At 70.5% G+C, this 26735-nt stretch carries 22 protein-coding genes, 1 tRNA gene and 1 pseudogene; 8 read left to right on the top strand and 16 right to left on the bottom strand.

Annotated elements, in window-relative coordinates; all coding sequences use genetic code 11:
• Positions 1–1160: 1160 nt before the first annotated feature.
• Positions 1161–2351, top strand: coding sequence for an FAD-dependent oxidoreductase (locus tag Q0480_RS17660; protein WP_299134976.1), 1191 nt, complete (start codon positions 1161–1163; stop codon positions 2349–2351).
• A gap of 83 nt (positions 2352–2434) precedes the next feature.
• Positions 2435–3085: a TerC family protein gene (locus tag Q0480_RS17655; RefSeq protein ID WP_299134975.1), complete on the top strand. Its 651-nt coding sequence runs from the start codon at positions 2435–2437 to the stop codon at positions 3083–3085.
• A 141-nt stretch (positions 3086–3226) separates the two neighbouring features.
• On the opposite strand, the gene xth is transcribed toward Q0480_RS17655, so the two are convergent.
• Both xth and erpA read right to left on the bottom strand, forming a co-directional pair.
• Positions 3227–4006 carry an exodeoxyribonuclease III gene (xth, locus tag Q0480_RS17650; protein WP_299134973.1) on the bottom strand — a complete coding sequence of 260 codons (780 nt, stop codon included), beginning with the start codon at positions 4004–4006 and terminating at the stop codon, positions 3227–3229.
• Positions 4007–4150: 144 nt separating this feature from the next.
• Positions 4151–4474 (bottom strand): iron-sulfur cluster insertion protein ErpA, encoded by a 324-nt coding sequence (erpA, locus tag Q0480_RS17645; protein ID WP_299134971.1) that lies wholly within the window; start codon positions 4472–4474, stop codon positions 4151–4153.
• Between the two features lie 90 nt (positions 4475–4564).
• Here erpA and Q0480_RS17640 point away from each other — a divergent pair, with 90 nt between their 5' ends.
• The gene (locus Q0480_RS17640) at positions 4565–5710 is read left to right on the top strand and encodes a deoxyguanosinetriphosphate triphosphohydrolase (RefSeq protein WP_299134970.1); all 1146 of its coding nucleotides are present in this window, start codon (positions 4565–4567) and stop codon (positions 5708–5710) included.
• Positions 5711–5852: 142 nt separating this feature from the next.
• On the opposite strand, the gene Q0480_RS17635 is transcribed toward Q0480_RS17640, so the two are convergent.
• The 8 genes from Q0480_RS17635 to Q0480_RS17600 form a co-directional block, all read right to left on the bottom strand.
• Positions 5853–5927: transfer RNA gene (locus Q0480_RS17635), tRNA-Gln, on the bottom strand.
• Between the two features lie 42 nt (positions 5928–5969).
• On the bottom strand, positions 5970–7466 hold the full coding sequence (locus tag Q0480_RS17630) for a phosphomannomutase/phosphoglucomutase (protein WP_299134969.1): 1497 nt from the start codon (positions 7464–7466) through the stop codon (positions 5970–5972).
• Positions 7467–7480: 14 nt separating this feature from the next.
• Positions 7481–8347: a 3-deoxy-8-phosphooctulonate synthase gene (gene kdsA, locus Q0480_RS17625; RefSeq protein ID WP_299134968.1), complete on the bottom strand. Its 867-nt coding sequence runs from the start codon at positions 8345–8347 to the stop codon at positions 7481–7483.
• Between the two features lie 119 nt (positions 8348–8466).
• Positions 8467–11385 carry an isoleucine--tRNA ligase gene (gene ileS / locus Q0480_RS17620; protein WP_299134966.1) on the bottom strand — a complete coding sequence of 973 codons (2919 nt, stop codon included), beginning with the start codon at positions 11383–11385 and terminating at the stop codon, positions 8467–8469.
• Positions 11386–11527: 142 nt separating this feature from the next.
• Complete coding sequence (locus Q0480_RS17615) at positions 11528–12016, bottom strand: hypothetical protein (protein WP_299134965.1); 489 nt, start codon at positions 12014–12016, stop codon at positions 11528–11530.
• A 43-nt stretch (positions 12017–12059) separates the two neighbouring features.
• Positions 12060–13067 (bottom strand): YcjF family protein, encoded by a 1008-nt coding sequence (locus Q0480_RS17610; RefSeq protein WP_299134964.1) that lies wholly within the window; start codon positions 13065–13067, stop codon positions 12060–12062.
• Positions 13064–14488, bottom strand: coding sequence for a YcjX family protein (locus tag Q0480_RS17605; RefSeq protein WP_299134963.1), 1425 nt, complete (start codon positions 14486–14488; stop codon positions 13064–13066). Before Q0480_RS17605 ends, Q0480_RS17610 begins: the two co-directional genes overlap by 4 nt.
• 128 nt (positions 14489–14616) lie before the next feature.
• Positions 14617–14829: a hypothetical protein gene (locus Q0480_RS17600; protein WP_299134961.1), complete on the bottom strand. Its 213-nt coding sequence runs from the start codon at positions 14827–14829 to the stop codon at positions 14617–14619.
• A 576-nt stretch (positions 14830–15405) separates the two neighbouring features.
• Between Q0480_RS17600 and Q0480_RS17595 the strand changes: the two genes are divergently transcribed.
• Positions 15406–15873: a glycine zipper 2TM domain-containing protein gene (locus Q0480_RS17595; RefSeq protein WP_299134960.1), complete on the top strand. Its 468-nt coding sequence runs from the start codon at positions 15406–15408 to the stop codon at positions 15871–15873.
• Between the two features lie 356 nt (positions 15874–16229).
• Here Q0480_RS17595 and Q0480_RS17590 read toward each other — a convergent pair whose 3' ends face one another.
• A complete protein-coding gene (locus tag Q0480_RS17590) occupies positions 16230–17600 on the bottom strand; it encodes a DEAD/DEAH box helicase (RefSeq protein WP_299134959.1) in 1371 nt (456 codons plus the stop codon).
• A 295-nt stretch (positions 17601–17895) separates the two neighbouring features.
• On the opposite strand from Q0480_RS17590, the gene Q0480_RS17585 reads away from it, so the two are divergent.
• The 3 genes from Q0480_RS17585 to Q0480_RS17575 are packed head-to-tail and all read left to right on the top strand — an operon-like array spanning position 17896 to position 20301.
• Positions 17896–18855: a zinc-binding alcohol dehydrogenase gene (locus tag Q0480_RS17585; protein WP_299134957.1), complete on the top strand. Its 960-nt coding sequence runs from the start codon at positions 17896–17898 to the stop codon at positions 18853–18855.
• 13 nt (positions 18856–18868) lie between these two features.
• On the top strand, positions 18869–19264 hold the full coding sequence (locus tag Q0480_RS17580; protein ID WP_299134955.1) for a 6-carboxytetrahydropterin synthase: 396 nt from the start codon (positions 18869–18871) through the stop codon (positions 19262–19264).
• Positions 19261–20301 carry a glycosyltransferase family 4 protein gene (locus Q0480_RS17575; protein WP_299134954.1) on the top strand — a complete coding sequence of 347 codons (1041 nt, stop codon included), beginning with the start codon at positions 19261–19263 and terminating at the stop codon, positions 20299–20301. Before Q0480_RS17580 ends, Q0480_RS17575 begins: the two co-directional genes overlap by 4 nt.
• A gap of 637 nt (positions 20302–20938) precedes the next feature.
• Here the strand turns inward: Q0480_RS17575 and Q0480_RS17570 are convergent.
• From Q0480_RS17570 to Q0480_RS17555, 4 genes are all read right to left on the bottom strand, one after another.
• Positions 20939–21799, bottom strand: coding sequence for a RibD family protein (locus Q0480_RS17570; protein WP_299134952.1), 861 nt, complete (start codon positions 21797–21799; stop codon positions 20939–20941).
• A gap of 90 nt (positions 21800–21889) precedes the next feature.
• Entirely contained in the window at positions 21890–23461 is a 1572-nt protein-coding gene (locus tag Q0480_RS17565) for a sulfatase (RefSeq protein ID WP_299134950.1), read from the bottom strand.
• A complete protein-coding gene (locus Q0480_RS17560; RefSeq protein WP_299134949.1) occupies positions 23445–24164 on the bottom strand; it encodes an FkbM family methyltransferase in 720 nt (239 codons plus the stop codon). Before Q0480_RS17560 ends, Q0480_RS17565 begins: the two co-directional genes overlap by 17 nt.
• Complete coding sequence (locus Q0480_RS17555; protein ID WP_299134948.1) at positions 24161–24808, bottom strand: CDP-alcohol phosphatidyltransferase family protein; 648 nt, start codon at positions 24806–24808, stop codon at positions 24161–24163. Before Q0480_RS17555 ends, Q0480_RS17560 begins: the two co-directional genes overlap by 4 nt.
• A 132-nt stretch (positions 24809–24940) precedes the next feature.
• Between Q0480_RS17555 and Q0480_RS17550 the strand changes: the two genes are divergently transcribed.
• A complete protein-coding gene (locus Q0480_RS17550; RefSeq protein ID WP_299134947.1) occupies positions 24941–25468 on the top strand; it encodes a cytochrome b in 528 nt (175 codons plus the stop codon).
• A 4-nt stretch (positions 25469–25472) separates the two neighbouring features.
• Here the strand turns inward: Q0480_RS17550 and Q0480_RS17545 are convergent.
• Positions 25473–26735 (bottom strand): annotated as a pseudogene (locus Q0480_RS17545) (glycogen debranching enzyme GlgX); the annotation flags it as partial.

The following is a 26735-nucleotide window of genomic DNA, read 5'->3' as shown; positions in this document are numbered from 1 at the left end:
GTTCAGACGTGTGCTCTTCCGATCTCGGCAGGCGTGGTTTCTGGAGGCGGTGGCGGCGGGCAGGCCCATCGCGGCCGCCGAGATCTTGGAACACTGGGGCGTCTCCGAGAAGACCGCTCGGCGCGACATCGCCACCCTCACGGCGAGCGGCCTGATAAGGTTCGTCGGAACCCGCCGCTCAGGCCGTTATCGGTTGCTGCCCGGTTAGGGTGTAGTAATCAGGGTGAGCGATCATGGCGTGCCTGCATCTTCGAACGAGTGCCCCTCCCGTCTGAGCTCCGAGAGGATCCGGAGTGTCTCATGCGCGGTTACGAACTGAAGTCGAGGAAGCGCGGCGATCTCCATCCGCAGCGCCGCGCTTTCGATTGCTGGCCATCGCCGATTCTGCTGAGGCAGCGGTTCGCCAACATGGACGACGCCCGGATGATCGAAGCGGATCAGCCTCCACCCGGTCGCGGGAAAGCTGGGCGGTCGGGTCACGACATACCCCAGGCGGGCGATATCGGCGATCGCGAGTCCACCCGGCGTTCCCCTGGCGACGCCCATTGCGACCACCAGCCACCGGAACCGCTCGACGACGCACGGATCCTCCTGGTGGCCAGTGATGGCGTGAGATCGACCGCGGCGCCGGTCATCCACCGCAGAGGGCCATGGCTGCCCTCCGGGCATGTTCGAACGCCCTCTGTCGCTCCGGCGCGATGCGCCCTTGATTGCTCGGCATTCGCGCCCTCCCGAGGCAGACCTGCGGACGTCTCGTCCACCAAGGTTGGCCGGCGCGTCGATGGTCGAAGGGAAATTCGGATCGGAGCCGAGATCGACGGGCGGCGTCCGTGCGCGACGTCGCGAGGGCTCGGGCATCTACCGAGAGGGGACGGGGATTGGCTGCGGCGCAGGGTTTTGCGCGAATGCGCAGGCAAATGCGCGAAGGCGGCGCAAAGCATTGGTCGAGCCGAGGTCGATTTTTGTAGAGAAATCCGTTTTGGCTCGCGCAGCGTTTCGCGCAAACCTACAGGAGGACTTCGCCTTCGGGACTGTCGGCGCGTCCCCGTTGACCCGCGCCAGCGGCAAGACCGGGCGTATGGATGAATTGTCCGGCGTTTTTGACCTGACCCGGCGGGCGCGGGCGCCTATGGTCCGGCGGTCGGGGCGAGGGCGCGGCGATGGGTTTGGCGGGACGGGAAATAGTCGTGGTCGGCGCGGGCATCGGCGGGCTCGCCGCCGCGATCGCGCTCGCCCGGCGGGGCGCGCGGGCGCGCGTGGTCGAGCAGGCGCCGGCGCTCACCGAGGTCGGCGCCGGATTGCAGCTCGGCCCCAACGCCGTCGCGGTTCTCGCGGCGCTCGGCCTCGACGAGATGCTGGCGCCGCTGGCCAGCGTGCCGGCGGCGATCGAGCTTCGCGATTTCCGGCGGGGCGATCTGGTCGCGCGCCTGCCGCTCGGCGCGGCCGCGGTGGCGCGCTACCGGCGGCCCTACTGGCAGTTCCATCGCGCCGATCTGCTCGGCGCCTTGGCGGGGGCGGCCGCGGCGGCCGGCGTCGAGATCGAGACCGGCGCGCGTGTCCTCGGCATCGAGCAGGACGGCGCCGGGGCGCGGGTGCTGGCCGAGCGGACCGCCTTTGCGGCCGAGGTGGTGATCGCCGCGGACGGTGCGCGCTCGGGGCTTCGCGCCGCCTTGTTCGGCGGGCGTCCCGCGCGGTTCACCGGCAATGTCGCCTGGCGCGGCCTCGTCCCGGCGGGGCGGCTGCCGCCGGGGACAGCGCCGGAAGCCACATGCGTCACCATGGGACCGGGGCGGCATCTCGTGACCTATCCGCTCCGGCGCGGCACCCTCGTCAATTTCGTCGCGGTCGAGGAGCGGACCGACTGGGCCGCCGAGGGCTGGAGCGCGACCGACGATCCCGACCGGCTGCGGGCGGCCTATCGCGGCTGGCATCCGGGCGTCGAGGCGCTGCTGGCGGCGGTGTCGGAGACCTTTCTCTGGGGGCTGCACGACCATGCGCCGATCCCGGATTGGAGCCGGGGGTGCGTGGCCCTGCTGGGCGATGCCTGTCACCCGATGACGCCGTTCCTGGCCCAGGGCGCGGCGATGGCGATCGAGGATGCCTGGGTGCTGGCCGCCTGCCTCGACGGCGCGGAGACGATGGAGGCGGGGCTGCGCGACTATTCGCGGCGCCGGTTGCCCCGCGCGAGCCGGACCCAGGCGGCGGCGGCGCGCAACGGGCGGCTCTATCACCTCGGCGCGCCGGCGCGGGGCGCGGCGCATCTCGGCCTGCGGCTGGCGTCGCGGCTGGCGCCGGGCGCGCTGCTCGGGCGGTTCGACTGGCTCTATGGCGAGGATGTGACGCGCGGGTAGCGGATCGCAGGACGATGGCGCGAGGCGGTTTGACATTTGCGTGATGGCGAGTGATTGCCTTGGAGTTCGGAAGGGGGATTTCGATGGTCGAATGGGCGATGGTCTGGGCGTTTCTGCAGGTCGTGATGATCGACCTCGTGCTCGCCGGGGACAACGCGGTGGTGGTGGGCATGGCCGCGGCGGGGCTGGCGTCGGACCAGCGGCGCAAGGCGATTCTGGTCGGTATCGCGGCGGCGACGGTGCTGCGCATCGTCTTCGCGCTGGCCGCGAGCTATCTGCTGGCGGTGACCGGTCTTCTGCTCGCCGGCGGTCTGCTGCTGCTCTGGGTCTGCTGGAAGATGTACGAGGAACTGCGGCTCCAGCATCAGGGGGCGGAGGGCGTCGAGGCGCTGGAAGACAGCGACAACAACGCCGACGGGACGGTGGCCGGCGGCGCGCCGCGCAAGACGCTGCGCCAGGCAATCACCCAGATCGTGGTCGCCGACGTCTCGATGTCGCTCGACAATGTGCTGGCCGTCGCCGGGGCGGCCCGGGACCATCCCGGCGTGCTGGTCTTCGGCCTGCTGCTGTCGGTCGCGCTGATGGGCGTGGCGGCTTCGCTGATCGCGGGGCTTCTGGCCCGGCATCGCTGGATCGGCTGGGCCGGCCTGCTCGTCATCCTCTATGTCGCGTTGCGCATGTGCTATCACGGCGTGCTGGAAATCTGGGGGCCGGCCCACGCGCTGGCCTTCTGATCCCCCGGTGGAGCGCGGCGTGGCTCGGGTCCGGCAGGCGTGGAGACGCGCCTGCGGGGGCCAGATACGACGCGGCCGCCGAAGGCGGGGCACTCCCGGATTGAGGCAAGCGGGCGTCCGCGAGACCGGCGCCCGCGGATATCAGATCGCCAGTTCGACCCAGATCGGCACGTGATCCGAAGGCTTGTCGCGACCGCGGATCTCGGCATCGACGCCGCAGGCCTGGAGCAGGTCGGCGGCCTCGGGCGTCATCAGGACATGGTCGATACGGATGCCCTTGTTCTTCGGCCAGGCCCCGGCCTGATAGTCCCAGAAGGTATAGACCCCGGGATTGGCGTTCACGACGCGCAGCGCGTCGGCAAGCCCGAGATTGGTCAGCCGGTGATAGGCCGAGCGGGTCGGCGGCAGGAAGAGCGCGTCCTCCGCCCAGACGGCCGGATCCCAGCAATCTTCGTTCTGCGGGATCACGTTGAAGTCGCCCAGCAGGAGCGCGGGCGATTCCTCGGCGAGCAAGGCCTCGGCGCGGAGGCGCAGGCGATCCATCCAGCCAAGCTTGTAGTCGTATTTCGGCCCCGGCGCCGGATTGCCGTTCGGAAGATACAGGCCGCAGATCCGGGTCGGCCGCGCCCCGGCGACCGTCGCCTCGATCCAGCGCGCCTGATCGTCTTCTTCCGCGCCGGGCAGGCCGCGGACCACGTCCTCGAGCGGCGCCTTCGACAGGATGGCGACGCCGTTGAAGCCCTTTTGCCCGTGCGTTTCGATGTTGTAGCCGAGTTCCTCGATCTCCAGCCGAGGGAACTGGTCGTCGGTCGACTTGATCTCCTGCAGCGCCACCACGTCCGGTTCGGCCTCGCGCAACCAGTCGAGCAAAGCGGGCAGGCGCGCCTTGACGCCGTTGATGTTGAAGGAGGCGATCTTCATGGCCGCGACCCTAGGCAACCCTTGTTCGCGCCGCAAGACGGCGGTCGGCGAGAAACGCCGATCCCGCGCGGGGACAGGAGCGGACGGCTTCCGCCGAGCAGGGGAACCAGGCGCGCCGCGTCCCGTCGGAGGCCTGGCTTGACCTCAGAGCGAAAAGCTTGTGCCGCAGCCGCAGCTCGAGGTGGCGTTCGGGTTGTTGATCACGAACCGCGCGCCGATCAACTCGTCGGCGAAGTCGATCTCGGCATCCGAGAGGAAGGGCAGCGACACCGGGTCGATCAGGACGCGGGCGCCATCCTGCTCCAGCACCAGATCGTCGGCCGCCGCCTGTTCCTCAAGCTTGATCTCGTACTGGAAGCCGGAACAGCCGCCGCCCTCGACCGCGACGCGGAGGGCGGCGGCGTCGCCGATCTCGCGCAGGCGGGCGAAGGCTCGGTCGGTGACACGGGGGGGAAGGGAGAGCTGCATCTTTCGACCCATCGCGGAGTGCGTTACAGGGGGAAGGTAGGTGCGAAACCCGTTCCGGACAAGCCCGGAGCCCTGAACCGGAACGACATCATGATCGCGGCCTTTGCAACCCTGCCCGAGATGAGCCGGGGGCGGCTGTTCCCCGAGGAAGGCTCGGCCCACCGCTCCGGCTTTCAACGCGACCGCGACCGGATCATCCATTCGAGCGCCTTCCGCCGGCTGAAGCACAAGACCCAGGTTTTCGTCGAGCACGAGGGCGACTACTACCGCACGCGGCTCACCCATTCGATCGAGGTGGCGCAGGTGGCGCGAACCCTCGCCCACACACTCGGCCTGAACGAGGAGCTGGCCGAGGCGGTGGCGCTCGCCCATGACCTCGGGCATCCGCCGTTCGGCCATACCGGCGAGGACGCCCTCCAGCTGGTGATGGAACCGTATGGCGGGTTCGACCACAATGCGCAGGCGATCAAGATCGTGACCCGGCTCGAGGCGCATTACGCCGAGTTCGACGGGCTGAACCTGACCTGGGAGACGCTGGAGGGGATCGCGAAGCACAACGGGCCCGTGGTCGGCGACGTGCCCTTCGCGCTGGCCGAATACGCCGGCCGGCACGATCTGGAGCTCGGCACCCATGCCAGCGCCGAGGCGCAGGTAGCGGCGATTTCGGACGATATCGCGTACAACAACCACGACCTCGCGGACGGCTTGCGCGCCGCGCTCTTCACGCTCGACGATCTGCGCGCGCTGCCGATGATCGGGCCTTGCGTCGCGGCGGTGGATGCGCGCTGGCCCGGCCTCGCGCCCGGCCGCCGCGAGCACGAGGCGCTCCGGCGGTTCTTTGGCCTGCTGGTCGAGGACGTGCTGGCGACGAGCCGGGCGCGGCTGGCCGAAGCGGCTCCGGCGAACGCCGAGGCGGTGCGGCATCTCGGCTATCCGGTGATCCGCTTTTCGGACGCGACCTTCGCCGAGTTGAAGGTCATCCGCGGCTTTCTCTATCATCGCATGTACCGGCACTGGACGGTGCAACGGATGCGGCGCAAGGCGCGGCTGGTGGTGCGCGAACTGTTCGAGCTCTTCACCCAGGCGCCGGAGCTGATGCCGCGCGACTGGAACGATTGCGCCTCGCTCGACGTCGCGGGGCGCGCGCGGGTCGTGGCCGACTATATCGCCGGCATGACCGACCGCTTCGCGCTGCAGGAGCATCGCAAGCTGACCGATCCGATGGTCAAGGGCTGAACCGGACGCGGACGGGCAGGCGGCGGACGGTTCCTTGCTCTGAACCCGAACCTTGGGCCGCCCGGAGCTGGAAAATCCGGGCTTCTGCGCTGTTCCCGAACCTTTCGCCCGCCATCGCCGAATTTCTCACGAAATAAAGGCGTGGCTGGGGCGGGAGGATTCGAACCTCCGGATGACGGTACCAAAAACCGTTGCCTTACCGCTTGGCGACGCCCCAAGGTCGGGCCGTTCTAAGGCAGAGCGGGGTTGCGCGGCAAGGCTAAATGGTCTGGTCGTAGGCGCCGACCGAAGGTTCGGCGCGGATCAGCGTGTCTAGGTCGGTGAAGATCGCGCGCATCTCGGCCTCCGACGCCGGGCTCTCGCAGACGACGACCAGGTTCGGCGTGTTCGACGAGGCGCGGATCAGGCCCCAGGCGCCGTTGGCGAGCATGACACGGGCGCCGTTCACCGTGACGATACGCTCGATCGGCTGGCCGGCGAGCACGGCGCCGGCGGCCGCCATCGCCTCGATCCGGGCGGTCAGCCGGGTTACAACGCCGTATTTCTCGCCGTCGGGGCAATAGGGCGACATGGTCGGGGTCGCCCAGGTGCGGGGCAGGGCGCGGCGCAGGTCGGCCATCGACAGGCCGGGATTGCGGTCCATCAGCTTGCAGACCTCAACCGCGACCCGCATGCCGCAGTCGTAGCCGCGGCCGATCGGCTCGGCGAGGAAATAGTGGCCCGACTTCTCGAAGCCGGCGAGCGCGCCGAGTTCCTTGACCCGGCGCTTCATGTGGCTGTGGCCGGTCTTCCAGTAGTCGGCCTTGGCATCGGCGGCGATCAGCGCCGGATCCGAGGCGAAGAGGCCGGTGGATTTCACGTCCGTGACAAAGGTCGCGCCTGGGTAGAGCTTGACGAGGTCGCGCGCGAGGATGACGCCCATCTTGTCGGCGAAGATCTCCTCGCCCTCGTTGTCCACCACGCCGCAGCGGTCGCCGTCGCCGTCGAAGCCGAGCGCGAGATCGGCGCCGTGGCGGCCGACGGTCTCGGCCATGTCATGCAGCATCTCGAGTGCTTCGGGGTTCGGATTGTAGTTCGGGAAGGTGTAGTCCAGCCGGTTGTGGCTGGGGATCACCTCGACGCCGATCCGCTCCAGCACCTCGGGCGCGAAGGCGCCGGCGGTGCCATTGCCGGTGGCGCAGACCACCCGCAGCGGGCGCGACATGCGAAAGTCGCCGACGAGATCGTCGATATAGGCCGCGCGCACGCCGTCGATCCGGTCGTAGCGGCCGCCGTCGCGAGCGACGCCGGCGCCGGCGAGCACGATGTCGCGGAGCCGGGCCATATCCTCTGGCCCATGGGTCAATGGCCGCTCGAAGCCCATCTTCACCCCGGTCCAGCCGTTTGGATTGTGGCTCGCCGTCACCATGGCAACGGCGGGCGCGTCGAGCAGGAACTGGCTGAAATAGGCCATCGGCGACAAGGCGGGGCCGATGTCCTTGACCGTGACGCCGGCTTGCAGAAGGCCGAGGATCAGCGCGTTCTTGATGGCGAGCGAATAGTCGCGGTAGTCGTTGCCGATCGCGATCTCGGGCCGCAGGCCGCGCTCGAACATCTGGGTGCCGAGACCAAGGCCGAGGGCGGTGACGCCGGGCAGGTTGATGTCGTCGGGATATTTCCAGCGGGCGTCATATTCGCGAAAGCCGGTCGGTGCGATCATCGGCTCGCGCAGGAAATCCCAGGTGTTCGGCTCGACAACGGGTCGCGGCGCGGTCATGGCGGGCCTTTCGGTCAGACGTTCAGGGGATGCGCCTTGGCCAGGCGGTCGAAGGCGGCGAGTTCGGCGATCAGCGCCGGCATGCGGTCGAGATGGATCATGTTCGGCCCGTCGGAGGGCGCGTGGTCGGGGTCGGGATGGGTCTCGATGAAGACCGCGGCGACCCCGAGCGCCACGGCGGCGCGGGCCATGACCGGCGCGAATTCGCGCTGGCCGCCCGAGGCGCCGCCAAGACCGCCCGGCTGCTGCACCGAATGGGTCGCGTCCATTACCACGGGATAGCCGCTGCGCGCCATGATCGGCAGGGCGCGCATGTCGGCGACCAAGGTGTTGTAGCCGAAGGTGGTGCCGCGCTCGCAGAGCAGGATGCGCTGGTTACCGGTGGAGGCGATCTTGGCCGCGACCGGGCCCATGTCCCAGGGCGCGAGGAACTGGCCCTTCTTCACGTTGATCGCCGCCCCGGTCGCGCCGGCGGCGAGCAGAAGGTCGGTCTGGCGGCTGAGGAAGGCGGGTATCTGCAGGATATCGACGGCCTCGGCCACCGGGGCGCAGTCGTCGGGCAGATGCACGTCGGTCAGCACCGGGCAGCCGATCCGGTCGCGGACCGCCGCCAGCATCGCGAGGCCCTTCTCCATGCCGATGCCACGCTGGGCATTGAGCGAGGTGCGGTTCGCCTTGTCGTAGGAGCTCTTGAACACGAAACCGACGCCGTTCTCCGCGCAGGCCGCGCGCAGAACCTCGGCGATCGCGAGCGCGTGGTCGAGCCCTTCCAGCTGGCAGGGGCCGGCGATCAGGGTCAGCGGCAGGGTGTTGGAAATCGCGAGGTCGCCGACCTGGACGGTTCGGGCCGCCATGGGGGCCTTCGGGCGGGCCTCGGTCATCTCACTCTCCCTCTGGGTGTGTGACGGATAGCGCGCCGAGGCGCGGGGTGTAAAGCGCGACGAAGCCGGAGTGGGTTCGGGGGGCGCCTCGGTCCGGGGCGCCCCGCGGGGGGGCTCGGTCAGGCGAGCGCGGTGTCGCAGCGGTCGCAGACGGCGGCGTGGGTGTGGGCATGGGCGCCGACGTCGGGCAGGATGCGCCAGCAGCGGGCGCATTTCTCGCCTCCGGGCGCGCCCGGCGCCACGGCGATCCCCGGCGCCTCTTCAAGGCGATAGGCTTCCGCCGGTGCTCCGGCGCCGGTGAGGGTGAGGGCCGAGGTGATGCAGATCTCCTCGAACGGCACGCTGGCCAGTTCGGTGCGCAGCGCCTCGTCGGCGACATGCACCACCGGCGCCGCCTCGAGGCTGGCGCCGATGCGTTTTTCGCGCCGCTCGACCTCCAGCGCGCCGGTCACCACGCGGCGGGTGGCGCGGATCCGCTGCCATTTCGCGGCGAGATCGGCGTCGAGCCAGGTAGTGGGTGTTTCGGGGAAGTCCTGGAGATGCACCGACCCGTCCTCGGAGGGGAAGCGGTCGAGCCAGACCTCTTCCATGGTGAAGGCGAGCATCGGCGCGAGCCACGTCGTCAGCCGGTGGAACAGCAGATCAAGCACCGTCCGCGCCGCCCGCCGCCGCGGGCTCGTCGCCGCGTCGCAATAGAGCGCGTCCTTGCGGATGTCGAAATAGAAGGCCGACAGGTCCACCGTGCAGAACTGGAACAACTGCTGGAACACATGCTGGAAGTCGTACTTCTGGTAGCCGGCCCGCACCGCGACGTCGAGCTCGGCCAGCCGATGCAGCACCCAGCGCTCCAGCTCCGGCATCTCGGCCGGGCTCACCCGTTCGGCCTCGTCGAAGCCATGCAGGCTGCCGAGCAGGAAGCGCAGGGTGTTGCGCAGCCGGCGATAGCTGTCGGCGGTGCCCTTCAGGATCTCCGGCCCGATGCGCAGGTCGGCGGTATAGTCCGACTGCGCCACCCAGAGGCGCAGGATATCGGCGCCGTACTGTTTGATGACATTCTCCGGTGCCACGGTATTGCCGACGGATTTCGACATCTTCAGCCCGTTTTCGTCGAGCGTGAAGCCGTGGGTCAGAACCCCTTCGTAGGGCGCGCGGCCCATGGTGCCGCAGGCCTGAAGCATCGAGGAGTGGAACCAGCCGCGATGCTGGTCAGTGCCTTCGAGATAGAGATTCGCCGGCCAGATGCCATCGGGACGGTCGCGCAGCGCGAAGGCATGGGTCGAGCCGGAATCGAACCAGACATCGAGAATGTCGGTGACCTTTTCCCACTCGGCCGGATCGTGATCATTGCCGAGAAAGCGCGTGGCGGCGCCGTCCTCGAACCAGGCGTCGGCGCCCTCGGCCTCGAAGGCGGCCTTGATCCGGGCGTTCACCGCCGGATCGCGCAGGATCTCGACGCGGCCCTCGGGCAGGCGCTTGACGAAGCAGGTCAGCGGCACGCCCCAGGCGCGCTGCCGGCTGAGCACCCAGTCGGGACGCGCCTCGATCATTGAGTGGAGCCGGTTGCGCCCGGTCTGCGGGGTCCATTCGACGAGGCGGTCGATCGAGGTCAGCGCCCGCTGGCGGATGGTGTCGCCATAGGTGCCGAGACCATCGGCGAGGGGCTTGTCGATGGCGACGAACCATTGCGGCGTATTGCGATAGATCACCGGCGCCTTGGAGCGCCAGGAGTGGGGGTAGGAATGCTTCAGCCGGCCCCGCGCGGCGAGCGCGCCGGCCTCGACCAGCTTGTCGATGACGGCGGCGTTGGCCTTGCCCTCCTTGCCCTTGGCATCGAACACCTGAAGGCCGGCGAAGAACGGGACATGGCGCGCGAAGGAGGAGTCTTCGAGGATGTTGTGGGTCATCTGATCGACCCGGCCGGTCTTCACGAACAGCTCGTAATCGTCCTGGCCGTGGCTGGGCGCCATGTGGACGAAGCCGGTCCCAACGTCGTCGGTGACGAAATCGCCTTCGAGCATCGGGACACTATACGACCAGAACTGGTCGATCTCGGCGAGGGGATGGAGCGTGAGCAAGCCTTCCGGATCGACATCCCGAATGCGCTTGTAACCCTCCACGCGGGCGGCCTGAAATGTCGATGAGGCGAGTTTGTCCGCCAATACCAAGCGCTCTCCGAGTACCAGCCAATTGTCAGCGGGTGCGTCGGTGACTTCGTAGAGCCCGTATTCGATCTTTGACGAGAATGCGATGCCCCGGTTGGACGGGATTGTCCAAGGCGTCGTGGTCCAGATGACCACGGATGCGTTTTGATAGAGATCGGGATTCCCAAGGATCGAACCGCTTTTGATGTTTCCGGTTACAGGAAACTTCACCCACACCGTCGGGCTCTGGTGGTCGTGATATTCCACCTCCGCCTCGGCCAGCGCGGTCTTCTCGACCGGCGACCACATCACCGGCTTGGAGCCGCGGTAGAGGGCGCCGTTCATCACGAATTTCATGAACTCGTCCGCGATCACCGCTTCGGCGTGGAAGTCCATGGTGAGATAGGGGTTTTCCCAGTCTCCGGTGACGCCGAGCCGCTTGAATTCCCCGCGCTGGATGCCGACCCAGTGCTCGGCGAACTTGCGGCATTCGGCGCGCAGCTCGTTGACCGGCACGTCGTCCTTGTTCTTGCCCTTGGCGCGATACTGCTCCTCGATCTTCCATTCGATCGGCAGGCCGTGGCAGTCCCAGCCGGGGACGTAGCGGCTGTCGCGACCCATCATCTGCTGGCTGCGGACCACGAAATCCTTGAGCAGCTTGTTCAGCGCGTGGCCGATATGCAGGTTGCCGTTGGCATAGGGCGGCCCGTCGTGCAGGACGAAGGGCGTGCGCGCCGGCTTCTCGCGCAGGCGCTGATAGACGCCGATCCGCTGCCAGCGTTCGAGCCATCCCGGCTCGCGCTGGGGCAGGCCGGCCCGCATCGGAAAGTCGGTGGCCGGCAGGAACAGCGTATCCTTGTAGTCGTGAAGTTCGGTCGTGGGGGTATCGGCGGTCATCGGGCGAATTCCATTGAGCGAAGGGAAGAAGGCGCAAAGCAGCCGGCGTCTCTGGAAAGTCAGAGCGCCGGGCTGGTAATTCGCACGCCGAGGAACGGAAGCCGGACCATGCGGGAGCCTATAGAGAACCCCGGTTTGCGCTTCAATCGGGTTTTTCCGCCGTCGGCGCGGAGCGACCAAGCGGCGCCTCCCAGGACAGGAAGAAGCCGACATCGCCGGGGACGCCGCCGGGAAAGCTGATGATCGAGGCATGGAGGTGATAGCCGAGCGGGCGGGCATGGCGCTCGAAGGTCTCGTAGAGTTCACGCGCCTTGCCACGCAGCGTTTCGGGCCAATCGGGGCGGGCATTGTTGATCGCGCGCCCGTCGTCGGCGCAGAGCGACGAGGGAAAGGAATAGACCAGCGCCTGAAAGTCGCCGTGGCGCACCGCGGCCTCGATCAATTGGCGGATATGGCGCAGTTCCTCCGGGCCGATATGATGGCGCAGGAAGTCGGCGGCGAAATCCGCGCGGCGCTTTTCCTCGGCGGCCCGCGCGCGGTCCCTCTCGGCCATCCGTTCCATCTCGCGCCGCAGCATCTCGAGGCGCAGCGCGTCGGCGCTCCAGTTCAGCGGGTTCGGCTCCTGCGTCATTCAGTCTCCCGGGTCGTCGGCGGCGGACTACGCTGGCCGCGGGTCATTCCTTCGGGAAGAGACCGGTCAGCGAACGGCCGATGATGTTCGAGACTTTCGGCCGCGGCAAAGCGGAGAATGGCAGCGGGCGGCAGACCTCCATGGCGGCGATGCCGACGCGGGCGGTCAGCGCGCCATTCACCACGCCCTCGCCGAAGCGGCGCGAGAGCTTTGCCAGCACGCTGCCGCCGAGCACGGAATGCACGAGATCGTCGCCCGCCGCCACCGCCCCGGTCGCGACCAGATGCGTCGCCACCGTGCCGAGCAGCCGCCAGGAGCCGAAGAAGCCGGAATGCGCGCCATAGATCTCGGCGATCCGGCGGATCATGCGGATATTGCCCGAGAGCGCGGCCAGCACATCCATCATGGCGAGCGGGATCAGCGCGGTCGCCGCCGCGACGGTGCGCGAGGCGGCCTCGATTTCGGCCCGCGCCTCGGCGTCGAGCGGCGCGAAGAGCGCGCGCTCGGTCAGGGCGACCACGGCGTCGGCGTCGAGCAGATCCTCGCGCTGCTCTGTCAGCGTCTCGGAGGTCCAGCGCATCTCGGGCCGGCCGGCGTAGAACCGTTGCAGCCGGTGCGACAGGTCGCGCGCGGCGGCGGTGTCGGCCTTGGCGAGCGCGGTCTCGGCATCGGCGCGGAAGCCGTCGATGCGCCCGAGCCGGCGGAAGGCCCAGAGTTCGCGCAGGACCTGGCCGAGCACGATCAGGACGAGCAGGATCATCAGCCCGAGCACCACCATCCCCAGCGTCGGGCTGCGCGCGATGAGCGCGGTGACATAGTCGTAGGCGGCGACCGAGACGATCAGGGTGACGAGGCTGCCGAGCAGGCTCCAGAACCAGCGCCAGCCGGCGCCGCGCGGTCGCGAGGCGACGCGGGCCATGCGAAGCATCGCCTGGCCGCTCGGCATGTCGTCCGGCGGCGGCGGCGCCTCGGCTGGGCTCGCGGCTTCGGCCGCGGGCAGGTCGGCGGCGTCGATCACGAAGGGATCGTCGCGGCGCGGGGGCTCGGTCATGTGAGGCTGTCTCCGATCAGGAATTCCGCGGCGCGGTCGAGACGGATGTGCGGCAGGCCTTCGCCGGGCACGAGATGGAGCCGGGGCGGGGCGAAGCGGGTGACGCGATAGGCGGCGTCGGACCAGTCGTCGGCGCCAGCCCGCGCCGGCACCAGCAGCGCGGCGGGATCCTCGGGCAGGGCGCCGGGAAAGAGCGCGGCGTCGCCGGTACCGTCCGCGCGCCGGCCGCGAACCACGCCGATGTCGCGGCCGTCGCGGGCGACGGTCTGCTCGACGGTCGCCCGGAGGCTCGCGATCGACAGCGCCCCGATCTCGGCGCCGCGGAAGAGGGCGCGGGCGCGGGCGTCGGCGACCAGCGCCTCGGTGATCGCGGTCAGCTTCGGATGCTGCTCATGGTGCAGGTAGTCGGCCTTGGTCGCGGCGAACAGGATCTTGTCGATCCGCCGGCCGAGGATCGGCGCCAGCCACGAATTCCGCCCGGGCCGGAAGCAGGTGAGGATCTCGGCCATCGCGCCGCGCAGATCCTCAACCGCGCGCGGCCCGTCATGGATGGCGCCGAGCGCGTCGATCAGCACGATCTGCCGGTCGAGCCGCGAGAAATGGTTGCGGAAAAAGGGCTCGACCACCACGCGTTTGTAGGCCTCGAAACGCTTGTCGAAGACCCGCCAGAGCGATCCCGACGGCCGGCGCTCGGACCGGGGCAGCGGCGAGAAGGTCAGCGCGGGCGAGCCTTCGAGGTCGCCCGGCATAAGGAACCGCCCCGGCGCGACGCTGGAGAGACCGGCGGCGCGGGCGGCGCCGAGATAGCCGGTGAAGGCGGCGGCGAGCCCGCGGGCCTCGGCTTCGTCGAGCGGCCGCGACGGATCGCAGGCCGCGACCCCCGCGAGCCAGCCTTCCGCTTGCGCCGCCCGCGCCGGCGACCGGGCGATGGTGATCGCCGCCGCCGACCAGTCCTCGAAGCTCTGGTTCATCAGCGGCAGGTCGAGCAGCCATTCGCCGGGATAGTCGACGATGTCGAGATGCACGGTTCGCGGGCCGGTCAGGCCGGTGAAGAACCCCTTCGGCGCCACGCGCAACGACAGGCGCAGGGTCGAGATCGAACTCGTGCTCTCGGGCCAGCGCGGCTCGGGCGCGGTCAGCGCGGCGAGATGATCCTCGAAGGCGAAGCGCGGGATGGAATGGTCGGGCTGCGGCTGAAGGTAGGCCGCGAGGATCCGGCCCTCGGCCGCGGCGCGGAGCTGCGGCATCCGGCCGCGCTCCAGCAGGTTCGCGACCAGCGATGTTATGAAGACGGTCTTGCCCGCCCGGCTCAGCCCGGTGACGCCCAGCCGCGTCACCGGATCGAACAGCGCCGAACTCGTTTCGGCGATGACATCCTCGACGCGGCGGGTCAGACCTTCGGTCAGGCGAAAGAAATCCAAGGGGCCGGGTCCTTCTCAGGCTCGAGGCGCGGGCAGAGCGCTGAGAGGTAGTCATTCCCCATGCGCGCCGCAACGTCCCCCGCGACTCCGGTCGCGCCGCCTTTGGACGCGGAAGGATCAGGCGCGGATCAGCGCCTTCCGGGCGAACAAAGCTCGTTCCACCGGTCCATCTGCGTCATGTCGGCCGGCGGCGCGTCGCAATAGCCGGGACCCTGAGCCCCCGCCGAGCCGCCGGAAGCGGTGTCGTTCGGGTCGGGCGCCGGCGGATTGGCGCAGGCGGCGAGACACAAGGCGGCGAAGGCGAGACCGGCGGTGGCGGAGAGCCGATGGGTGATCTTCATCATCATCCTTTCCGCGTCGGGAAAAGCCGACGCGGGTACAGGTTAACGCGCCCGCGCCGCCCCGCAAGCGGGATTCCGGCGCCGCGGGGAACAGGCGGCCCTGGGCGCGTCGCCGCTCAATGCGCGAAGCTTCCCGTCGGCGACAAGAGGATCGAGAGAACGACCGCGAGAGTGATCGCCAGCAGCACCCAGCCAAGCGCGGTCGAAAGAGCCTTGTTCATATGTCCGTCTCCTGTTCGACGGGACTTGGCCTAGCGATCCCCGAGCCGGGCGCAAGCGAAAGGGTGAAAATTCCCCGCGCGGCCGCTCCGGCGATGAAAACATCACTGTTCGGGCCGGGTCCGGGAGGTGGTCCGTTTCCGTCATTCGGCGCGCCGGGATTTCCGCCGGCGCGACCCGCGCCGAGTCGGAAGGCACGGACGATGGTCAGGCGTGGGAAAGTCCGCATCCTTGGCGCGGTTCTCACCGGTTCGTGTTTCCGCGACGCCGGCCGTTCGGATAGGCTTGACGGGAGTGGTCGGGTCTGGACATCTCTCCGGCTGAACTCTTCACCAAGGCGGAATTAGAGACATCTCGATGCAATCACACATTTTCCGGACCGCGGCGCTGGCCGGTCTGGCGGCGCTGGCCCTCACGGCCTGCGCGCCGATCCAGAGCGGCGACGTGGTCAATGCGAACCAGGCGCAGACCGCCTCCACGGTCAGCTTCGGCACCGTCACCGGCAGCCGGCCGGTCACGGTTCAGGGCGGCAACGCTCCGGCGAGTGTGGTCGGCACGCTCGCGGGCGGCATCGCCGGCGCGGCGCTCGGAAACCAGGTCGGCCGGGGCACGGGCAATGTGCTGGCCACCGGCGCCGGCGCGGTCGCCGGCGCGGCGGCCGGCAATCAGATCGCCGGCGCGGCGACCACCGCCCAGTCGACGGAATGGTTCGTGCGCCTCGACAGCGGCCAGACGATCTCGGTGATCCAGACCTCACCCGCCTTCGCCACCGGCCAGCGCGTACAAGTGGTCCAGAGCGGATCGAACACGCGCCTCGTGCCGTAAGGGGTGGGCCTCGGCCAGTGGCCCGGGTGTGCGCGCCGCTTGAGAAGCGGCGCGCTAGTTATTGATTTTAAATGATTTTGAACGCGCCAGCCTGACCGCGCGGGCGCGCTCGTTTCGGGTCACGGGCGACGAGTATGTTTTTCGCCGATCCGCCGACGATATCCCCGGCGGACGCATCTTGCCGACCCGCCAGCCGCGGGTCGCGCGAGCATCCGCGGGCGGAGTGAAGATTTTCTCCAAGGGCGTGGAATAGTGGCGGGCGTGCCCGGCTCGGCCGTTGAAAAGGGCGGCGTCCCTCGCGGAACACGACCCTTCACGATCTCATCGACGGTCGAGAGCGTGAAGGGAAGGGCGCGTCAGGCCGCGCGCTGGGCGCGGCGGGGACGGCGATTGCGGGCACGCTCGGCGCGGGCCGGGTCGGTCGGCTTGGCGGCCGGATTGGCGCCATGCAGCGACCCATGCCCCGCGCCGCCATGCTTCTGGCCGCCATGTTTCGGGCCCCCGTGCTTCGGCGCCAGCTTGCCCGCGTGGGCGGGCTTCGGCGCGTGGGCGCGGGGTGCGCCACCCTGGTTCGACGGGCGGCCGCGCACCGTGGTCGGGTCGCCGGTCGGATCGAGCAGCGCGGTGCGGGTGATTTTCTCGACCGCGCGCAGCTTCTTGATTTCGTCCGGCGCGCAGAGCGTGATCGCGATCCCTTCCAGACCGTTGCGGCCGGTGCGGCCGATGCGGTGCACGTAGCTCTCGGCCTCGTCGGGCAGGTCGTAGTTGATCACATGCGTCACGCCGGGCACGTCGATGCCGCGGGCGACGATGTCGGTGGCGACCAGCACCCCGACATGACCGGTGCGGAACAGGCCGAGTGCCCGCTGGCGCGCATTCTGCGCCTTGTTGCCATGGATCACCTCGGCGGCGACCCCGTCTTTGTCGAGATTCTCCGCCACCCGGTCGGCGCCGCGTTTGGTGCGGGCGAAGACGATGGCGCGCTCGACGCCGGGCTCGACCAGCAGCGCGGCGAGGCGGGCGCGCTTGGCGCCGCCCTCGATCAACTCGACCCGCTGGGCGATGCGCTCGACCGTGGTCGCCTGCGGCGTCACCTCGACCCGCACCGGGTCGCGCAGCAGGCTCTCCGCGAGCTCGCGTACTTCGGGCGGCATGGTGGCCGAAAACAGCGCCGACTGCCGGCGCGGATGCAGCGTGGCGACGATCCGACGCACCGGATTGATGAAGCCCATGTCGAGCATGCGGTCGGCCTCGTCGAGCACCACGAAGCGGGTGTCCTCGAGCCTGATCGCCTTGTCGTCCATCAGGTCGATCAGCCGGCCGGGCGTGGCGACGACCACATCGACGCCGCGGCCCATCATGCGGATCTGGTTGTTGCGCGACATGCCGCCAAGGATCAGCAGCGTGGTGAGACGCGCGCCGCCGGCGAAGGAGCGAAAGCTCTGCTCGATCTGCACGGCGAGCTCGCGGGTCGGGGCGAGGATCAGCGCGCGGCAGGTCTTCGGCGCCGGGCGGCCGGGCATGTCGAGGATATGATGCAGGATCGGCAGGCCGAAGGCCGCCGTCTTGCCGGTGCCGGTCTGGGCGACGCCGAGGATGTCCCGGCCTTCCATCTGCGGCGCGATCGCCTGCGCCTGGATCGGCGTCGGCGTGGTGAAGCCCGTGCGTGCGAGTGCGTCGAGCAGAGGTTGCGCGAGCCCGAAGCTCGCGAAGTTACGTTCAGTCAAGACAAATCCTTCCCGCGCCGGGCGGCCCATCGGCCCGCCGCGCACGGTTCGCCCTCGTCAGGCGCAAATGACGAAAACCCGTTGATCCGCGATGTCAGGGGCCGCTGCCCCGTCTGCGCCATCGCTCTCGTTTCGGTCCACGCGGGCGCGAACCTGTCCTCGGGCCGCGTCGCCGCGGTCCGGTCGCGGTCGAGATAGTGGGCGCCGGCCGGAAAAGCAACTGAAATCGCGCGAGTTAATGATCTCGCCGCCCCGCCCGTGCGTGCTACGCTTCGCCCAACGGGCGAGGGGTGGAATGGCGGGCGAAGAGGCGCGGGCGCTCTGGATGGTCGGCCCCGGGAGGGCGGAGATCCTTCTCGAACCGGTCGAGCCGGGCGAACTCCTGATCGAGGCGCTGTTCGGCGGTATCAGCCGCGGAACCGAGGCGCTGGTCTTCGCGGGCGGCGTACCGCCCTCGGAACGGGGGCGGATGCGCGCGCCGCTGCAGGCGGGCGACTTCCCGTTCCCGGTGAAATACGGCTACGCGACCGTCGGGCGCGTGGTCGGGGGGCGGCTCGCCGGGCGCGAAATCTTCGCGCTCCACCCGCATCAGGACCGGTTCGCGCTGACCGAGGCGATGGCCGTTCCGCTGCCCGAGGGCGTTCCGGCGGGGCGGGCGGTGCTGGCGGCGAACATGGAGACCGCGCTGAACATCGTCTGGGACGGCGGCGCTGGCCCGGGCGACCGCATCGCGGTGATAGGCGCGGGCGTGGTCGGGGCGCTCGCCGCCTGGCTCTGTGCGCGGCTGCCGGGGGCGGAGGTGACGCTCGTCGATGTGAACCCGGCGCGGGCGTCGCTGGCCGCGTCGCTCGGCTGTCGCTTCGCCGCGCCGGACGCGGCGCCCGAGGACTGCGATCTCGTGATCCATGCGAGCGGCGCCGGCGCTGGCTTGCGAACGGCGCTGGCGGCGGCCGGGTTCGAGGCGACCGTGGTCGAGGCGAGCTGGTACGGCGATCGGCTGGTCGAGCTACCGCTCGGCGCCGCGTTCCACAGCCGGCGGACGCGCCTGATATCGAGCCAGGTGGGCGCGGTGGCACCCTCGCGCCGGCCGCGCTGGAACCATCGCCGGCGGCTCGAAATGGCGCTGGCGCTGCTGACCGATCCCGCGCTCGACGCGCTGATCAGCGGCGAGACCGCCTTCGCCGACCTGCCGGCGCGCTACGCCGCGATCCTTGACGATCCCCGCACCCTCTGCCATCGCATCCGCTATCCGTGAGGGGGGAGAGGCGATGTTCGCGGTCGAGGTTCGGGACCATGTGATGATCGCCCACAGCTTTCCCTCGCCGACCTTCGGACCGGCGCAGGGCCTGCACGGCGCCACCTTCACCGTCGACGCGGCCTTCTTCGCCGAGGATCTGGACGCCGAGGGGCTGGTGGTCGATATCGGTCTCGCGACCGAGGCTCTGGCAGCGGCCCTCGCGCCGATCAAATACAAGAACCTCGATGAAATACCGGAATTCGCGGGGAAATTCACCACCACCGAGTTCCTGTGCCGCCATCTGTTCGAGGCGCTGGCGCCGGTCGCGCGGAGCGGGGGGCTGCGCGACGGCGGGCGACTCCGGCGGCTCCGCGTCTCGATCAGCGAAAGCCATGTGGCGCGGGCCTGGTACGAGGCGGCGCTGTGAGACTCAGCTTCGCGATTCCGGGCGATCTCGACGCGCCGACCGGCGGCTATGGCTATGACCGGCGCCTGATCGCCGAGTTGCGGGCCAAGCGGTGGCACGTGGAGCATCTCGCCCTGCCGGGGGACTATCCTTTTCCCGACATGTCCGCGCGGCGGGTAGCAGCCGGAATGCTGGCGTCGCTGGACGATGGGACGGCGGTGCTGATCGACGGCCTGGCCGGCGGCGTTCTCGCCGAGGCGCTGGCGGCGGAGGCCGGGCGGCTGCGGCTGATCGCGCTGGTACATCATCCGCTCGGCGACGAGACCGGCCTGTCGGCGACGGCCCGCGCCGGGCTGCTCGCGTCCGAGCGGGCGGGGCTCGTGGCGATGCGCGCGGTGGTCTGCACCAGCGTTGCGACCGGGCGGCGGCTGATCGAAGGCTTCGGCGTGGCGCCGGGGCTTCTGACCGTGGCGCCGCCGGGCACCGCGCCGGCGCGGCGGGCGGCGGGGCTGGGCGATCCGCCGGTGATCGTCAGTGTCGGCTCGCTGATCCCGCGCAAGGGGCATGACGTCCTGATCGCCGCGCTCGACACCTTGCGTGATCGACCGTGGCGGGCGCGGATCATCGGCTCGGCCGCGCTCGATCCGGCTTGCGCGGCGGCGCTCGCCGATCAGATCGTGGCGGCGGATCTCGGGGAACGGATCGAACTGGTCGGCGCGGTCACCGATACCCGCGCGGCGCTGGCCGCCGCCGATATCTTTGTGCTTGCCTCGGAATACGAGGGCTACGGCATGGCCTTCGCGGAAGCGCTGTCGCAGGGCTTGCCGGTGGTCGCCTGTCGGGCCGGTGCCATCGCCGATCTGGTGCCGGAGGCCGCCGGCGCGCTGGTGCCGCCGCGCGACGCCGCGGCGCTGGCGGCGGCGCTCGCCGGCCTGCTCGACGATCCGGCGCGGCGCCGGTCCTGCGCGGAAGCGGCCTGGGCAGCGGGGCAGGCGCTGCCCGACTGGGCGCGCACGGCGGATCTGGTCGCCTCGGCCGTGGTCGCGGCGACGCGGTGAGCTTCCCGGCGGCTTGGCTGGATCTGCGCGAGCCGGCGGATCGGGTGGCACGAGACCCGGCGCTGCTCGCCTCCGCGGCGGCGCATCTCGGAAACGGCTGGGCGGTCGATCTTGGCTGCGGCACCGGCGCGACGGCGCGGGCCTTCGGACCGGGTGCGCGCTGGCGGCTGGTGGACCGCGACGAGGGTCTTCTCGCCGAGGCACGGGCGCGGCTGCCGGACGCGCGGGTCCATGCGCTCGATCTCGGCGCGCTCGACGCATTGCCCCTGGACGGCGCGCGGCTGGTCACCGCCTCGGCGCTGTTCGACCTGATGCCGGAGGATTGGATTCTGGCGCTGGCGGACCGGTTGGCGGCGGCGGAACTCGGGGTCTACGCAGCGCTGACCTACGACGGCGCCCTCGCCTGGGATCCGCCTGCGGCGGGGGACGCGGGGGTTCGCGCGGCCTTCAACGCGCATCAGCGGCGAGACAAGGGCCTCGGCCCGGCTCTCGGGCCGGACGCGGCGCCCGCCTTCGCGGCGGCGATGCGGGATCGGGGGTATTCGGTACGCGTCGCGGCCAGCTCTTGGGTACTCGGTCCGGGGGCGCTCCGCGACGAGCTTGAGGCGGGGCTCGCGGTGGCGGCGGTCGAGACGGGTTACGACGCGGCGCCCTGGACCCTGGCGCGACGCGCTTCCAGCGGCGCGGGTTCGGTCACCGTCGGCCATGTCGATGTGCTGGCACTGCCGCCGGGCCGCAGGGCGCAATCGAAGATCACGTCCGTATCGAGCCCGTAAACATGGGTTTCCGGCCGCAGCGCATCGGCGAGGCGTGGCACCGGCGCGGCGCGCAGGCCGGTGGGACCGGCGCCGATGATCAGCGGCGCGATGCCGACATGCAGGCGATCGAGCAGGCCCGCGTCGAGAAAGCCGGCGATGGTGACGCCGCCGCCTTCGATCAACAGCCGGCGCAAGCCCCGTTCGGCCAGCGCGGCGCGGATCGCGGCCGGGCTGATCCAGCCATCGGCGGCGGGCAGCGCGATCACCTCGACACCGGGGGGACGTTGCTTCGCCACCGATTGCACCACGAGCCGCCGGGCACCGTCCGACCGCAGCGCCGCGGCGTCGTTCGGCAAGCGACCGCGCGGATCGATCACCACGCGGGCCGGGCTGGGCCCCTCGACCAGCCGAACGGTCAGCCGCGGGTCGTCGAGCAGCGCGGTGCGCACCCCGACCAGCACCGCGTCGGCCAGCGCCCGGCAGCGATGCAGGTGGCGGAGCCCGGCGGGACCGGAAACCTCGGTCGCGTCGCCGCTCAGCGTCGCGATCCGGCCATCGAGCGACTGTCCGACCTGCGCGAAGGTATAGGGCGCGGCGCCGCCACCGTCGGCGATCGGCGCATAGAGATCCCACGCGGCGCGAACCCCGGGTTCCCAGTCCGGCGACGGCTGTGTCCGCGCGTCCGCGCGAAGCGCGAGCAGCGTGGTCCAGACGGCATCCGTCATCTCGGCCTGTCGCATTCCCGTACCCCCGGTCCCTTCGGCGGCTCTCGCGGCGCCGTCGTTTCAGAGTAGCGCGTTGGGGCAGGTCGTAAAGCCCGCTGTTCCGGTTCAATCCCGCGCGGAGGCGTCGAGGAACCGGTCGCGGAAGGCCTCCATCGGCCAGATCGGCGCGTCGGGAGCCGGGACGAGACCGCGGGTCCAGTGCCAGCCGTCGAGCCGGGCGAGAACCTCGGGCGCGCCGATGATATGGACCGGCACCTCGCGGCCGGTCGGATCCTCGGAGACGAAGCTCGCCGGCTGGTGGTCGCCGAGAACGACGATCAGCGGGCGGGTCGCGGCGCGGCGCTCGGCGAAGGCGGCGACGGTGGCGAGCGAATAGTCGAGGGCGAGGCGATACTGGTCGCGCACCCGGTCCTGATCGCGCCAGACGATTTCGGGCGCGTCGCCGGCCGTCGCGGCCGCGTCGAACACATGGCCGTCGCCGAGCGTGTCCCAGGGCAGGAGCGGCGGGATCGGCGTCCAGGGCGCATGCGACGAGATGAGGGCGATCTCGGCGAAGACCGGCGGCCGCGGCTCGGTCAGTGCCAGCTTTTCGAAGGCGGCCAGGGTGAACTGGTCGGGCATGGTCACCCAGTTGAACGGCTGGCCGCGATAGCCGAGGTCGGCGGCGGCGAGGATGCGGTCATAGCCGAAATAGTCCGCTTCCGGCCAGGCGAGCGTGATCGCCGGCATCACCGCGACAACGTGCCATCCCGCGGCTTTGGCAAAATGGGTCAGGGACTTGCGCGGGCTTTCGATCAGGGCGCGATAGCGGGCGTCGGTATCAAGGCGCAGGCCGGACAGCAGACTGCCATGCGCGAGCCAGCTCTGGCCGCCGACCATGGGCGCGGTCAGGAAGGCCGAGCGCGTGGCGAGGCCCGCGGCGGTGAGCGCACCCTCGGCGCGTTCCAGCGTCGCGGTGATCGTCGGGGCATAGCGCGGGTTGTCGAGGGCGGAGCGGCCGTAGGATTCGACGAAGACGACGAAGATGTCGGTGCCAGCCAGCGCACCGAATTGGGGCCGGCCGACCTCGGGATCGCGCGCGGCCTCGGCGCGGAAGCGGGCGAGGCCGGCGCGGCCGGCGATGGCGTCGCGGCTGTGCTCGTAGGCGAGGCGCGCGGTTTGCGCCGCGCCCGGCGGATCGGCGCGGCCGGACGCGTCGAGCAGGGCGACGGCCACGGCGGGGACGAGGAGCAGCGCGAGCGGCGCGCGGCGGGTCGGGGCCGCGCGGGCGATCCGGCCCGTGGCCCACCAGATCGCGGCGGCGACGAGGGCGAGGGCGGCGACGAGCGCCAGGGCGACGGCGAGCGCGGCGGGTGGGCCGACGGTTCCGCTCAGCAGGCGCCAGCTCGCGGGCACCAGGCCCATGTCGAGCGCCGGGTTGAAGGGCCGGGCATAGGCGGTGAAGGCCGCGAGATCGGCGAGGCGGAGCGCCGTCATCGCCGTGAGGATGGCCGCGACGACGGCGCGGAGCGCGCGGCCGGGAAAGATCAGAAGCAGGAGGACGAGCGTGGGCAGCTCGAGCGGGAAGGCGAGGAGCGCGGCCGGGCGCAGCGCGTCCGGATGGTTCGGCGCGACAAGCAGCGCGGCGAGCAAGGCGACGGCGAGGACCATGGTCGCGGTCCTAGTCCAGGCGGGCATAGACGTCGCCATTGCGGGTGAGGCGCGGCAGCGCGGCGGCGAGGCCGGCGGCGTCGGTCCAGTCGAGAGCGTAGCGATCGCCTTCGCCCGTGATGAGATTGAAGCGATAGGGACCGAGGGCCGCGAGGCGGGCGAGGCAGGCGCGCGCGGCCCGCGGGGCGGCGGGCAGCGCCTCGAATGCGAGCCAGGGGACGGGGTGCGTCAGGCCGGCGAGCACCTCGGCCTCGAATCCCTCGACATCGATCTTGACGAAGCGCGGGGCCCCATGCGCGGCGATCAGCGCGTCGAGCGTCGTCACCTCGACCGGCTCACGCGCGTCCCAGCGCACATGGCCGAAGCCGGGTCCGGCGGCGACACGACCCGGCACGAGCGAGGAAACGGTGGGATGGAGCTTCGAGACCGCGAGTTCCGCCACGCCCGGCATGGCGCCGGCGGCCTGTCGGAGCAGGATGATCCCGGGCGGCAGGTCGCGGGCGAGGAAGGCGTGGAGCACGGCCTGCGGCTCCAGCGCCACGACGCGGGCGCCGGCCCGGTGGAGGGCGCGCGCGCGATTGCCGACATGGGCGCCGATGTCAAAGGCGAGATCGCCGGGTTCGAGCAGCGTGGCATAGAAACGGGCGAGGCGCGCGATCCGCCAGGGACGGGCGCGGTAGATGACGAGCGAGCGGGCGAGACCCGCCCAGCCGCGGACCCCGAGGCTCAAGGTCGGCCTGCCAGCCAGCGGAGATCGGTGGCGAAGGACCAGGCGAGCGCGCCGAAGGCAAGGAGCGCGAGGTCCCCCGAGACCGGCGGCGTCAACGGCGGCGCGAGAAGCGCGGTCAGGACCAGAAGCTGGAGCACACAGACCGCCTTTCGCCGCGGCGACGGCGGCAAGGGGGCCGAGAGGCGCGGCGCGAGGTGGCCCGCCAGAAGGAAGGCGTAGCGCATGAGGCCGAGGCCGAGCACCCATGGCCCGGCCTTGCCGAGGCCGACCGCCAGCCAGGCCAGCGCCAGGATGGCGAGCGCGTCCACCTCCATGTCGAAGCGCGCACCGAAGCCGGAGGCGAGGCCTTGCCGCCGCGCCGCCCAACCGTCGAGCCCGTCGAGCGCGATCAGCCCGGCCGAGAGGCCAAGCACGGACCAGGCGGTTCCCGCGTCGGCCGGTGGCGACGCGGCGAAAGCGAGGAGCGCGCTGACGCCCGCGGCGCGGGCGAGCGTGATGCCGTTGGCCAGGCCGAACCGGTCGAACGGATGGTGCGCCGCGATCCGGACCTGAACCACCCAGACGACCAGCGCGAAGGCGGCGAGGCCGAGCAACCGCGCCGCCGGGGTGAGCGCCGCCGCCCAGAGCAGAAGGGCCAAGGCCATGGCCAGCGCCAGCGCGACGGGGCGAAGGTTGGTGGGGACCCGGCGATCTGCTACGCTGTCGGGAGCGAGGCCCGGAGGTGGCAGGGACGACAGGTTCCCGCGCGCGCCGATCGGGGAAGCGGAGGGCGACGGATGGGCTATGACGTGGTGTCCCGGCTGCTTCACTGGGTGACCGTCCTCATTGTCTTCGTCATGATACCCGTCGGCCTCTACATGACTCAAGACGGCATACCGCGAGCGACGCAGGACGGGCTCTTCAAACTGCACAAGGGGCTTGGGTCGATCTTTCTCCTCGTGATCCTCGCGCGCCTGGCCTGGCGCCTGTTCCACCGGCCGCCGCCACTGCCGGCTTCCATCGCGCCGGCGCAGCGATGGGCGGCGGAGGCGGTGCACGCCGGCCTCTATGTCTTCCTGCTGGTGATGGCGGTCAGCGGCTATGTCCGGGTGACGACGGGTGGCTTTCCGATCGAATGGCTGAACGCGATCGGCATTCCGCCGCTCCTGCCGAAGATGGAGGCGGTGTCGAAGGTCGCCTCCATCGTGCACGCGGTGGCGAAGAACGGGCTGATCCTGCTCATCCTCATGCATGTCGGCGCCGCCGCCTATCACGGCATCGTCCGGCGCGACGGCGTGATGTCGCGGATGTGGCCGCCGGTCTGACGTCTCAGCCGTGCTTCGGGCTTTCGGTGAGGAAGGCGACGGAGCGGGCGGGAGCCATGGCCTCGCCGCTCCATCCGCCGGCGGGCGCGGGAATGTCGAAGGTCACGGGTTCGCCGCCGCGATTGAACAGGACGGCGAGCCGGCCGGAAAGCAGCATGGCGAAAGCCGTCGCGTCCGGCGCGTGCCAGTCGTCTTCGGCCATCGGCGTGCCACCGGGCGTCAGCCAGGCGACGTCCGGTGCGCCGTCCGCCTCCGCGGCGCCGGTCAGCAGCTCGGGGCCGGCGAGCAGGGGATGAGCCCGGCGCAGGGCGGCGAGCTCGGCGACCCAGGCTTCCAGATCGAGGTCGCGCCCGGTCCAGTCGAGCCAGGTGATCGGATTGTCCTGGGCATAGGCGTTGTTGTTGCCCTGCTGGGTGCGGCCGAACTCGTCGCCCGCCGTCAGCATGATGGTGCCGCGCGAGGCGAAGAGCGTCCCGAGGAGCGCGCGGAGATCGCGGCGCCGCGCGGCGAGGATCGCGGGATCCTCCGTCGCGCCCTCCGCGCCGTTGTTCCAGCTCAGGTTCTCATCGTGGCCGTCGCGATTGTCCTCGCCATTCGCCGCGTTGTGCTTGCGGGCATAGGCGACGAGGTCGGCCAGCGAGAAGCCGTCATGCGCGGCGATGAAATTGACCGCGCGGGTCGCGGGCGGCGGAAAGGTATCGGCCGAACCGGCGAGCGCGGTGACGAAATCGCCGAGCACATGCGCGTCGCCGCGCCAGAAGCGGCGGACGCGGTCGCGGTAGCGGTCGCTCCATTCGAGGAACGGCGCGGGAAAGTTGCCGAGCTGGTATCCGCCGGGACCGATGTCCCAGGGCTCGGCGATCAGAACGCGGTCGGCGAGCACCGGATCGGTCCGCATCGCGGTGAGCAGCGGCGCCTCGGGGCTGAAGCCACCGGCGCTCCGCCCGAGGATCGGCGCGAGGTCGAAACGGAAGCCGTCGACGCCCGCCTGGGTCACGAAATGCCGCAGGGTATCAAGCACCAGCCGGCGGGTCGCGGGGTGATCGCAGTCGAGCGTGTTGCCACAGCCGGTGTCGTTGATCAGCGCGCCGTCTTCGGCGTGGCGAAAATAGGCGCGGGCGTCGAGGCCGCGCAACGACAGGGTCGGGCCGAGAATGTCGCTCTCGCCGGTGTGGTTGAAGACGAGATCGAGGATCACGCCGATGCCGGCCCTGCGTAGCGCCGCGGTGGTGTCGCGCAGCTCCGCCACGCCGCCGGGACATAGCCG

The sequence above is a fragment of the uncultured Amaricoccus sp. genome, assembly GCF_937891315.1.
GTDB lineage: Bacteria > Pseudomonadota > Alphaproteobacteria > Rhodobacterales > Rhodobacteraceae > Amaricoccus.
Note: the sequence above shows the minus strand (reverse complement) of the source record. Positions and strands in the feature narration are given on the sequence as shown.